Annotated in this window: 9 protein-coding genes; 1 reads left to right on the top strand and 8 read right to left on the bottom strand. The window is 45.7% G+C overall.

Annotation, left to right across the window (positions count from 1 at the left end; genetic code table 11):
• Positions 1–184: 184 nt before the first annotated feature.
• From ABIB39_RS13390 to ABIB39_RS13360, 7 genes are all read right to left on the bottom strand, one after another.
• Positions 185–880: a hypothetical protein gene (locus ABIB39_RS13390; RefSeq protein ID WP_354430662.1), complete on the bottom strand. Its 696-nt coding sequence runs from the start codon at positions 878–880 to the stop codon at positions 185–187.
• A gap of 211 nt (positions 881–1,091) precedes the next feature.
• The gene (locus ABIB39_RS13385) at positions 1,092–2,342 is read right to left on the bottom strand and encodes a sulfate adenylyltransferase subunit 1 (protein WP_354430661.1); all 1,251 of its coding nucleotides are present in this window, start codon (positions 2,340–2,342) and stop codon (positions 1,092–1,094) included.
• Positions 2,343–2,495: 153 nt separating this feature from the next.
• Positions 2,496–3,401 (bottom strand): sulfate adenylyltransferase subunit CysD, encoded by a 906-nt coding sequence (gene cysD, locus ABIB39_RS13380; RefSeq protein WP_354430660.1) that lies wholly within the window; start codon positions 3,399–3,401, stop codon positions 2,496–2,498.
• A complete protein-coding gene (locus tag ABIB39_RS13375) occupies positions 3,398–4,117 on the bottom strand; it encodes a phosphoadenylyl-sulfate reductase (protein WP_354430659.1) in 720 nt (239 codons plus the stop codon). The genes cysD and ABIB39_RS13375 overlap by 4 nt, the downstream gene beginning before the upstream one ends.
• Entirely contained in the window at positions 4,117–5,628 is a 1,512-nt protein-coding gene (locus tag ABIB39_RS13370) for a TSUP family transporter (protein ID WP_354430658.1), read from the bottom strand. Before ABIB39_RS13370 ends, ABIB39_RS13375 begins: the two co-directional genes overlap by 1 nt.
• A complete protein-coding gene (cobA, locus tag ABIB39_RS13365; protein ID WP_354430657.1) occupies positions 5,606–6,394 on the bottom strand; it encodes a uroporphyrinogen-III C-methyltransferase in 789 nt (262 codons plus the stop codon). The genes ABIB39_RS13370 and cobA overlap by 23 nt, the downstream gene beginning before the upstream one ends.
• On the bottom strand, positions 6,391–8,484 hold the full coding sequence (locus ABIB39_RS13360; protein ID WP_354430656.1) for a ferredoxin-like domain-containing protein: 2,094 nt from the start codon (positions 8,482–8,484) through the stop codon (positions 6,391–6,393). Before ABIB39_RS13360 ends, cobA begins: the two co-directional genes overlap by 4 nt.
• A gap of 661 nt (positions 8,485–9,145) precedes the next feature.
• Here ABIB39_RS13360 and ABIB39_RS13355 point away from each other — a divergent pair.
• Positions 9,146–9,439 carry a hypothetical protein gene (locus ABIB39_RS13355; protein ID WP_354430655.1) on the top strand — a complete coding sequence of 98 codons (294 nt, stop codon included), beginning with the start codon at positions 9,146–9,148 and terminating at the stop codon, positions 9,437–9,439.
• A 274-nt stretch (positions 9,440–9,713) separates the two neighbouring features.
• Here ABIB39_RS13355 and argS read toward each other — a convergent pair whose 3' ends face one another.
• Positions 9,714–11,483, bottom strand: a complete 1,770-nt coding sequence (gene argS / locus ABIB39_RS13350; RefSeq protein WP_354430654.1) for an arginine--tRNA ligase — start codon at positions 11,481–11,483, stop codon at positions 9,714–9,716.
• Positions 11,484–11,520 lie beyond the last annotated feature (37 nt).

Below are 11,520 nucleotides of genomic sequence, written 5' to 3'. Positions count from 1 at the left end.
TTGATAGTTTATAGTGAACATTATCGATGAACTATCAACCATTAACTATAAGCTATTACAAAGATCCTATTTGTTTTTTAGGTATAATTTAGTTTTTCTAAAAGCGGGCGGGCGAGCTGCCCGCTTTTTTTATGCGTTGATTTTTACAACTTATAATATTGCGCTTAAATAAGCGCGAGTGAAATTATTTAATCTTAGTCGCATCAATCTGGAATATCTCAGCATCGATGACTTGTTCTTTTACTGATATAACATCGTAGGTTTTGCTTGATAATATATTCTTGTGCGTACTGTCGAAATGCACTGCTTTTAGTTTTAGATAAAAGGCACCGGATTCATCAATTACTTTATTAAAAAAGCCTAAACGCCACTTTTTAAAATGTTCTTTATCTACATTCAGATATTCTCTCGAAAAAACTAAAGTAAAATCTGAATAAGTTGTTGATCCCTTTTCAGGATAACTTGTGCTGATATTAATTTTCTCACATCGTTGTGATAATATCCGATCAGCTATTTTTTTCACTTTAAAGCTATTTAGCTTTTCCGTTGGATAATATAAATTCAACTTTCGTAAAGTATCTGAGTCGTTGAAAAGCAATAACCTCAAAGGTTTATTGTGAAAATAGTAATCCTTGATTAAATGAAATTTTGGCGATTTTTCTGAGTGTATAGCAACATAATTACCATGAGAATAAAAAAGTTGCACGGTGTCGTCCGTGTTAAAAGTGCTATCAATGTTCTTAACTATTTCATGATAAGTTATTATTCCTTCAAATTCCTTTGTGGTGTTTTTTTTAGCGGTACTCTTGCTTGAATCACAGGCAAGTAAACCGAGGAAAATTCCAACTGTAATTAATAATGTGATTAAATTTTTAGGCATATATTGATCTTAGAAACAAATTAAAGGTAAAAAAACTTTTATTTAACAATCCCCGCCTACGCTTATTCGAATAGCTATCCTGAGAGATCCTGAAACAAGTTCAGGATGACGGGATGTATTAAAATGCAAGAACCCCGCACGAGTTGCACCTCGCGCAGGGTTGATCTTACTTCACTTAACTGGTTTATATAATAATTGGAAATTATTCTGTTTAAGCTACCGACTGGCGCAGCATCAGCGCGCCTACGGTTACATTAGTGCGGCTATCTATGATAATGGCACCGCCGTTTGCTTTGTTTACCTGGTATGGGTCAAATGCCAGCGGCTCCGCTGTTTTTATCACGATGCGGCCAATGTCATTCAGTTTAAAATCTTCGTCAAAGTCTTTTTCAAGCGTGTTGATGTTCACCTTGTAGATGATCTCCTGAATTTTGCAACGGATGGTTTTGGTATTGTGCTGCACCAGGTAGGTCATGGTGGTATCCAGTGGGCGGGTATCCATCCAGCAAAGGTCGGTCTCGATCACGTTGGATAGCTGCGGTTGGCCGGCGCTGTTCACGATGATATCGCCACGACTGATATCGATATTATCTGCAAGGTGCACCGTTACCGACATCCCTGCTAAAGCTTCTTCAGGTTGTTTATCGTACAATTCAATTTTTGAGATGGTGGAGCTAAAGCCCGATGGCAGAACGGTAACCTTATCGTTTACCTTAAACGAGCCGCTTGAGACACGGCCTGCGTAACCACGGTAATCGTGCAAGGCATCGGTTTGCGGGCGAATAACCCATTGTACAGGTAAACGTGCATGGTCAGAGGCATCATCAATGGTCAGTTCCACATTCTCTAAATGCTGCAGCAAGCTGTCGCCGGTGTACCAGCTGATGTTTGATGATTGGTAAACGATATTATCGCCCTTAAGCGCGCTCACCGGGATATAGGTAACGTTATCCAAACCAACCTTGGTGGCCAGTTTTTTATAATCGGCTACAATGTTATTGAACACTTCTTCGCTGTAATCAACCATATCCATCTTGTTAACGGCAACCACCACTTTAGGGATCTGCAACAGCGACACTAAAAAGGAGTGACGGGTGGTTTGCTCGATAACGCCTTTGCGGGCGTCTATCAGGATAATGGCAAGTGCGGCATTGCTTGCGCCGGTAACCATGTTCCGGGTGTACTGGATATGGCCGGGCGCATCGGCTATGATAAATTTGCGTTTATCGGTCTCGAAGTATTTGTAGGCCACATCAATGGTGATGCCCTGCTCGCGCTCGGCCTTAAGACCGTCGGTTAATATGGCAAGGTCAATGGAGCCGTCGTCGTTTTTACGGTTTGATGCATGCAGGGCTTCCAGCTGATCAGCAAGGATAGCCTCGCTATCGTACAACAGGCGACCGATCAATGTGCTTTTGCCATCGTCTACACTGCCTGCGGTTATAAATTTTAGTATATCCATTTTTGGATTTTAGATATCAGATTTACGATTTTAGATTTTATTGCCTTCGGTTGGTTTACTCACCCCGACTACGCTTCGCTGGTCGACCCTCTCTGCTACGCAACGAGGGTGAAGATTTTAGCCCCCTCTCCGAAGGAGAGGGCCGGGGAGAGGCTAAAAGTATCCCCCTTTTTTCCTGTCTTCCATGGCGGCTTCGCTTACTTTATCATCGATGCGGGCGCCGCGTTCACTTATTTTTGATGATGCTATCTCATCGATAATGTCATCTATCTCAAACGCGTATGATTCTACCGCCGCAGTACAGGTCATGTCGCCAACGGTACGGAAACGTACATTCTTTTGCTCAATGATGTCGGCCTCATCCATATTCAGGAAAGGCGATGCTGCCATCAGCTGCCCGTTGCGGGTAATGCACTCGCGCTGGTGGGCAAAATATATGGTAGGCAGGGGTATATTTTCGCGGCGGATGTAGTTCCACACGTCAAGCTCCGTCCAGTTGCTTATCGGGAACACGCGTACGTTCTCGCCTTTGTGAATTTTACCGTTGTAAATATCCCAAAGCTCGGGTCGCTGGCGTTTCGGGTCCCACTGGCCAAACTCATCTCGTACCGAAAAGATGCGTTCCTTGGCGCGGGCTTTCTCTTCGTCGCGGCGGGCACCACCAATACAGGCATCAAAGCCATGTTTGGCAATGGTATCTAACAAGGTAACGGTTTGCAAAGGGTTGCGACTGGCATTTTTGCCAGTTTGTTCGATCACTTTGCCTTCGTTAATGCTATCCTGCACGTGCCCTACGATCAGTTTTTCGCCAATGCGGGCTATCATATCATCACGGTAGGTAATGGTCTCTTCAAAATTGTGCCCTGTATCAATATGCACCAGCGGGAAAGGGAACTTACCCGGGCGAAAGGCCTTCAACGCCAAATGCACCAGGGTGATAGAATCTTTACCGCCGCTAAATAATAGCGCAGGTTTTTCAAATTGCCCCGCTACTTCGCGCAGAATATAAATGGCCTCTGCCTCCAATTCGTCCAGGTAATCTAACCGGTATTTACTCATTCTTTTAAATCATTTAACTGTACAGCATGTAAACCGCATTCTTTTTTGCTTTGGTCTTCCCACCACCAGCGGCCGGCTCTAAAATCTTCGCCGGGTTGTACCGCCCTTGTGCAGGGCAGGCAGCCAATACTGGGGAAGCCCTTGTCATGCAATGTATTGTAGGGTATATTATATTGTTTGATGTAAGCCTTTACATCGTCTAAACTAAAATTAAAAATAGGGTGGAACTTAATAAGCTTGTTGCCCTCGTCCCATTCCACGTTGCTCATGTCCTCGCGGTTTGGCGATTGCTCGGCACGGATGCCGGTTATCCAACATTGGTTGCCTGCCAGCGCGCGGTGCAGGGGTTCTATCTTACGGATGCCACAACATTCCTTACGATTTTCTACCGATTCGTAAAAGCTGTTTGGGCCTTTGGCGTTCACCATTTGCTCTAACCGGTTATTATCAGGGTAGTAAGCATGGATGGGTTTGCCATAGATTTCCATGGTGCGGTTCCACACGTAGTAGGTTTCGGGGAACAGGCGGCCGGTCTCTAGCGTGAAAACTTTTATGGGGATGTTGTTGGCAAATATCATGTGCGAAATTACCTGGTCTTCCCAGCCAAAACTGGTAGAGAATACGATCTTGCCGGCAAACTGTTCTGCAAGCGCTTGTAAAGCGTCCACAGGGTCTTTTCCGTTTACTAATTTCAATATGTAGGTAGTATCGGCCATTATATCACCTTTATAATAAAGTTAACAATACTGCGGATGCTGATGAGGATAACGATAACCGATACCGACAGCATGATGGCTTTTGCCGAGATCTTGTTAGAGATACGTGCCGCCACAGGCGATGCCAACGCACTGCCGATAACCAGTCCCGCCACCGCGTCCCAATGCCCGCTGTTAAGCATGGTGATGAACGTTAACGAACCCATCAGCGCGATAAAAAACCTTGATAGTTTCACCGTACCTAACGAGAACCTTGGATGGCGCCCGCCTGCTATCAGCGTTGATAGCACGATAGAACCCCAGCCACCACCGCCAACAGCATCAATAAAACCACCGCCTAAACCAAGCAGCGGTATGTGTTTGATCTTATCCGTAGTGCGTTTCTTTTTAAGGTCTAAACCTTTTTTAAAGATAACGGTGCCTAATATAAGTGTGTAAACCGATACTAACGGTTTTGTGTATTGCGCGTAATGTTCTAACGACGATAGCAGATATGCCCCCGTTACCGCGCCGATTATACCGGGAAGTAGCAATAGTTTAAATAACTTCCAGTTTACATTACCCATGCGGTAATGCATCCAGCCGGCGATACCATTGCTCATGATCTCGGACAAGTGCACACCCATACTCGCCGAAGCGGGAGGGATGCCCATAGAAAGGGAGAACGTTGTAGAAGTTACCCCGTACGACATGCCAATGGCCCCGTCTATCAGCGCGAACACAAAACCCGCCCCCAAGAAGTAATAAAACATAGGAGAAATGTTCTCCAGGTAACTTTTAAACGCCGGGTCTTTAAGCCATAAGGCAACAATAGTTACAGCCAAGAAAGCTACAAATGTACCCCAAACCAGCAGTTTGATATGGTTGTTGCTCGGTGCTTTTTTAGGGCCAAGCAAGATCTCGGTAACGCGGTTAAGCTCTTTTACTTTGTGGGTAAAATCGCCCGACAGGGTGTTGCGCACCTCGGCCATTTGCTGCAGGGTAATATCAAGTTCGCCGGGTAACGACCGGCTCAGCACTTCTTTTAAACGTTTGGCTATGGTTGGCGATTTTCCGTTGGTAGAAATAGCGATCTTCAGATCGCCTTTTTGTACGATGGAACCGAGGTAAAAATCGCAAAGCTCGGGTTTATCCGCGACGTTTATCAGCAGCTTACGGTCATGTGCCGATTGGCGCACGTATTTATTTAGTTCGCTGTCGTTGGTAGCCGCAATAACAATATCGGCAGGGTCAAGGTCGGTATCTGCAAAAGATTTTTGCACGATATTTACCTGCGGATACTGGGCTACGAGTGCATGCACCTGTTGTAAAAAATCTTTAGAAATAACAGTAACAGCGGCAGCCGGGCTGTTGTTGAGCAGGGCGGTTAGCTTTTCCAGGCCAACATTACCCCCGCCAACCAGTACGGTATGCAGGTTGTTCAACTTTAAAAACACGGGGAACAACTGGTTGCCCTGCGTTTCGGTTGGCCGAACGTCTGTTAAACTATTATCCTTTGGCAACAACGTCATAAACTTCTTTTACCAATTTAAATGTTGGGTGCAGGGAAACCACTTCGCCCAGTACAATCAGGGCAGGAGAGGTGATACCTTGTTCTGAAGCTAAAGCCACAATGGTATCGGCAACGCCAACAACAACTTTTTCGTTAACGGTGGTGCCGCTTTGTATTACGGCGACAGGTAACCGGCCTTTGCCTTCGTTTTGAAAGATCTCCGCGATCTTTGCCAGCTTGTGGATACCCATCAACACCACAATAGTAGCATTAGTTTTGGCGGCATCGTACAGGTCCGCGGATATTTTGCCATCTGTTGTGGTACCTGTTATCACCCAAAAGCTTTCGCTCAATCCACGATGGGTAACAGGAATGCCTTGCAAGCCCGGTACGCCAATAGAGCTTGAAATGCCCGGTACTACCTGCGTAGGGATGTTATACTCCGCGGCGAAATCCAACTCTTCGTGCCCGCGGCCAAATACAAACGGATCGCCGCCCTTTAAGCGCACCACATGGCCGTAGTTCAAAGCGTAATCAACCATTAAACGGTTAATATTATCTTGTGAGAACGAATGATCGCCGGAGCGTTTGCCCACGTAAACTTTTACCGCGTTAGCAGGGGCAAAGTCTAAAATTTCGTCGTTCACTAATGCATCGTACAAAACCACATCGGCAGTTTGCAGGGCTTTAATGCCTTTTAAAGTGATCAACTCGGCATCGCCCGGGCCTGCGCCAACAAGGGTTACGCGCGGTACTTTTATATTATTAGGTTCGTTATGTATCATGATTGCAGCACTGCCTCTCTCTTCGTTTTTACCGCTTCTAAAAAATCTGTTGCCTGTTTTTTGTAGGCCGTAGCAAATTCTTCGGATGGTTCGTTTTTATTTATTTGCAGCACCAGGTTGCTAAAAGTACCTTCAAGGTCAAAATCGCCGGTTGCTACGTAGTTGTTATCAAATTCTTTTATTACGCCGGTTTGGGTGCTGCTATTTACGCCCTTATCAAGCAATAATGCCTTAGCCGCGCTCACCATGGTATTGTATGAATGGTAGATGGCATCGGCCCATAACCCTTTTTCGAAAGCGCCATTTGCCCAGCCCAGTTTCTCTTCGCTTTCAAACAGCAGCGTAGCTACCAGGTCGATGATGACACCTGCACACTCGCCAACACCAATCGCCGATACATAGGTTTCCTGGTGGCCCCAATCTACAAACTCATCGTCGGTTAAGGTGGTAAGGTCGGCAAGGGGTTTTAACAGGCGGTAAAAATAATCTTTACCCTGCCTGTCGTAATAAGCGTGGAAAGTTTCGCCTTCTGTAGATAACGTTTTATAGTCGTCCAACACAAACCTTAACGCATGTGTAGCACGTTTTGATGGCACTTTAATCACACGTTCTGCAGCGCGGCCAACGCCGTTGCCCACGGTGCCACCACCTAACATCACTTGTACAGATGGTAATACTTTGGTGCCCGCTTTTAGCGAACTGCCGTGGAAACCAATGTGCGCCAAACCATGCTGGCCGCAGCTATTCATACAGCCGCTGATCTTGATCTTGATCTCGCGGTTATAGATAAAGTCTTCGTATTCGTTGTAGATCACATCCTCCAGTACCTTAGCCATGGTCATGCTGTTGCTGATGCCCAGGTTACAGGTATCGGTGCCGGGGCAGGTAGTTACATCGGCCATGCTATCAAAGCCGGGTGCTGCCATGTCTAACTCGTGCAGGCCGGCGTATAAAGCAGGCAATGCTTCCTTGCGGACAAATTTCAACAGCAAGCCCTGGTTTTGGGTAATGCGGATCTCGTCGCCCACGTAGGGTTTTATGGCAGCCACCAATTTGCGGGCGTTAGCGGTTGGGATATCACCTACGGGAACTTTAATATACACGCCGTAAAAACCGGTTTGCTTTTGCTCAAATACGTTTGTAGCCAGCCATTGCTCGTAACGCAATGGGTTTTCGATTATTGCTGAGTGCGGGGTAAGAAGTTCCGGGATTTGAGGTTGCGGAACGGTATCACGGTTTATTTTATAGGTTTTTACCTTAAGGGCGGTATGTTCTTCTTTTGCAAGGCGAAGCACTTCCTCTAATCCAATCTTTTGGATAAGGTATTTTAAACGTGCCTTGTTACGGTTATTACGTTCGCCGTAACGGTCAAACACGCGGATTATGGCCTCTATGTAAGGGATCAGTTGATCCTCGGGCAGGAAGTCCTCTACCGGGCTTGCCAGTAAGGGCTGGGCACCCAGGCCGCCGCCTAACAAAATTTTAAAACCACGTTCGCCGGCCTCGTTTATTTTAGGTATCGCGCCAATATCATGGATGTAAGAGAAAGCGGTATCCGCATCGCTGGATGAGAACGAAATTTTAAACTTTCTTCCCATTTCCTGACAGATTGGGTTCCGTAGAAAATATTCGAACGTTGCCTGTGCGTACGGCGAAACATCAAACGGCTCCAAAGGGTCGATGCCCGAAGTAGGGGACGAGGTTACATTCCTTACCGTGTTTCCACATGCTTCTCGAAGCGTGATATCGTCCTGTTCCAGTTCGGCCCATAACTGAGGTGTGCGGTCAAGGCTTACGTAATGGATCTGGATGTCCTGACGGGTGGTTAAGTGGAGGTTACCGCTGCCATATTCGTCAGATATATCGGCAATTTTTAAAAGTTGCTTAAAGGTAACCTTACCGAATGGCAATTTAATGCGCACCATTTGTACGCCCGGCTGCCTTTGGCCATAAACGCCACGCGCAAGGCGCAGGCTGCGGAATTTTTCGTCGTGTATCTTGCCGTCGCGGAACGCACGGATCTTCCTTTCCAGGTCAATGATGTCTTGTTCCACTATCGGGTTCTCCAGTTCTGTTCTGAAGCTCTGCATATTCGGTACGTAATTTAGTTATCTCAAAAAAAAACCCCTTCTGCTGTGGCTGAAGAGGCGGATATTATTTATTTACACACTTACAACCACGATGTTTCTGCTCGCATACAGCAGTTAATCAGATTGTTATGATATGTAAATCCTATTTGTTTCATTTTTCTGTTTCAAATATATACAAAGTATAGGGAATTAGTAGAAATTATTTAAAAAAATGCAGATGTGATGTTTGGATGACGGAATTGAATTATCGACACCGCGTCAATTTCAAGGCAATCTTCTTAGGCAAGTCGCGAATTAGTTCTTCGTTAGGAATGGGTCGATGATTAACATGAATCGTCAGTGGATGTTCATTTCTTTTCTCCCAAAAGAAACGAACCAAAGAAAAGTCGCGGCTTGGTAACACCCTTTGTACGTTAGTGCTTTATCAGTTGTGGTGCTATCCGTGTGTTACACTATGCCGCATTTATTGGTATTGTTAGGCTATTGGCATTTTTTAATTCCCTCCCTTGGGAGGGCGGGGAGGGGTTTCTGCGATTAGCCGGGTTAACACGGTTTTCGAATTTTAATACCTTTAACCTTTCGCCCTTTACCTCTACTCACTTCCCCCAATAAACCATTTGCTTTTGTGACCGTCTTACTTATTTACCAAAACAATCTACAGATGAAAACATTATCAAAATTTGGAATAGTGGCAGCAATGGCGGGATCGCTGTTTCTGGCATCATGTGCAACTGAGGGTTATGTGGCCGAGCAACCGGTTGAACCTGTGTACGTTCGTCCTGCGTCGCCTTATGCTAATGCCTATTGGGTACCCGGCGAATGGGTGTATAGCGGTCGCCGTTACGTTTATCGCAATGGCTATTATGTGCGCCCACATGCCAACCGTGTGTATGTACAAGGTAACTGGGTACGCGGCTCAAGGGGTTACGTTTGGAGAAAAGGGCACTGGAGGTAAGCCACGGATGTGCAGATATGCGAATGTGCAGATGTGCAGATAATAAAAATGTGCAGGTGACTTTATCCGAAGTTCATCAGCACATTTGGGATGTGCAGATATGCGAATGTGCAGATGAAAAGAGATGTTCAGATATGCTTTGTTTTAAGTTTACCTGAACATTTTTATTTTTTTTAGTACGGCAATGTGCAGATGTGCAGATAAAAAAAATGTGCAGGTGGCTTTATCCGAAGCTCATCTGCACATTTGTAATCTGCATATCTGCACATCTTTTTTACATCCTCTCCGGTACATCTATCCCCAGCAGGCTCATTGCTTTGCTGATGACCTTTGCTGATGCTGCCGATAGTTGTAAGCGGAACTGCTTTAAATTTTCTTCTTCAGCTTGCATAATTGGCTTTTCGTGGTAAAACTTGTTGTAGTTTTTAGCCAGTTCGTACACGTAGTTAGCAATTAGCGCCGGGCTATGGTTAGCGGCGGCTTCTGCAATGGATTGCGGGAATTTGGTGAGGGTCACGATCAGGTCGCGCTCTACACCATCCAGTTCAGCAATATCGTTGGTGCCGGCTTCGGCAACGTAACCGGCCCTGCTGAGTACCGATTTGATCCTGGCATGGGTGTATTGAATGAAAGGCCCGGTATGCCCCTGGAAATCTATCGATTCTTTAGGGTCGAATAAAAGCCGTTTTTTAGGGTCAACCTTTAGCAGGAAGTATTTTAAAGCACCTATGCCAATGGTGCGGTAAAGCTTGTTCTTCTCGTCCTCGCTAAAGCCATCCACTTTGCCCATTGCTTCGGTAGTTTCCTTAGCGGTGCCAAACATATCGGCCATCAGGTCGTCGGCATCAACTACCGTTCCCTCACGGCTTTTCATCTTGCCGGATGGAAGATCTACCATGCCGTATGACAGGTGATACAGGCCCTGCGCCCAGGTTTTACCCAATTTTTGCAAAATCAGGAACAGCACTTTAAAGTGATAATCCTGTTCGTTACCCACTACATAGATAGACTCGTCCATCTGGTAATCGTCGTACTTTAGCTGTGCGGTACCCAAGTCCTGCGTAATGTAAACCGAAGTTCCATCGCCACGCAGAACAAGTTTTTGGTCGAGCCCATCCGCTGTAAGGTCTATCCAAACAGATCCATCTTCTTTTTTAAAGAACACGCCGTTTGCAAGGCCTTCTTCCACAATATCTTTACCTAATAAATAGGTGTTGCTTTCGTAGTAGTACTTATCAAAGCTAACACCAAGGGTTTTATAAGTAACATCAAAGCCCTCGTAAACCCAGCCATTCATGGTTTTCCATAGGTTGATAACCATCTCGTCGCCTTGTTCCCATTGTAAAAGCATGGCTTGCGCCTCTTTTATCAGGGGGGCGTTCTTTTTGGCTTCATCTTCGGTTTGGCCTTCTTCAACCAATTCCAATATCTGTTGCTTATAGGCTTTATCAAACCAAACATAGTATTTACCGGCAAGATGGTCGCCCTTTAAGCCGCTGCTTTCGGGGGTCTCGCCCTGTCCAAATTCGCGCCAGGCCACCATACTTTTACAAATATGGATGCCGCGGTCGTTAACCAAATTGGCTTTTACCACATCGTAACCTGCCGCATCCAGGATCTCCGACAGCGAAAAACCTAACAGGTTGTTACGGATGTGCCCAAGGTGGAGCGGCTTGTTGGTATTGGGTGAGGAATACTCTACCATTACCTTTTTGCCGTTCGGTTTTGCTACCGCGAAGTTATCCGTAAGGATATGGGTACGCAGCGTGTTTAGCCAGTAACTATCGTTAATTACTATATTTAAAAAGCCTTTAACAACGTTAAAAGAGGCGATTTCGGGTAGTTTTTTTTGCAGATATTCGCCAATTTCGGCGCCTGTTTGTTCAGGGCCTTTGCGCGATACTTTAGTATAGGGAAAGGTTACCAGCGTAACCTGCCCGTCAAAATCTTTGCGGGTTTCCTGCAGGCTTACATCTTTGGCGGCAATATCGGTTTGGTATAAATCTTTAACGGCCTCAACAACAGCCTCAATAATAAAATCCATCGCGCAAAATTAATAATAGTTATGGTTGATGTTTCAT

It is taken from the genome of Mucilaginibacter sp. UYP27 (assembly GCF_040547175.1).
Classification (GTDB): domain Bacteria; phylum Bacteroidota; class Bacteroidia; order Sphingobacteriales; family Sphingobacteriaceae; genus Mucilaginibacter.
This window is presented reverse-complemented; position numbering and strand designations above follow the sequence as displayed.

Coding starts and splice junctions, on each gene's coding strand:
- cobA (WP_354430657.1), bottom strand. CDS start 6,394: ATGATACATAACGAACCTAATAATATAAAAGTACCGCGCGTAACCCTT.
- ABIB39_RS13375 (WP_354430659.1), bottom strand. CDS start 4,117: ATGGCCGATACTACCTACATATTGAAATTAGTAAACGGAAAAGACCCT.
- argS (WP_354430654.1), bottom strand. CDS start 11,483: ATGGATTTTATTATTGAGGCTGTTGTTGAGGCCGTTAAAGATTTATAC.
- ABIB39_RS13390 (WP_354430662.1), bottom strand. CDS start 880: ATGCCTAAAAATTTAATCACATTATTAATTACAGTTGGAATTTTCCTC.
- ABIB39_RS13360 (WP_354430656.1), bottom strand. CDS start 8,484: ATGCAGAGCTTCAGAACAGAACTGGAGAACCCGATAGTGGAACAAGAC.
- ABIB39_RS13370 (WP_354430658.1), bottom strand. CDS start 5,628: ATGACGTTGTTGCCAAAGGATAATAGTTTAACAGACGTTCGGCCAACC.
- cysD (WP_354430660.1), bottom strand. CDS start 3,401: ATGAGTAAATACCGGTTAGATTACCTGGACGAATTGGAGGCAGAGGCC.
- ABIB39_RS13385 (WP_354430661.1), bottom strand. CDS start 2,342: ATGGATATACTAAAATTTATAACCGCAGGCAGTGTAGACGATGGCAAA.
- ABIB39_RS13355 (WP_354430655.1), top strand. CDS start 9,146: ATGAAAACATTATCAAAATTTGGAATAGTGGCAGCAATGGCGGGATCG.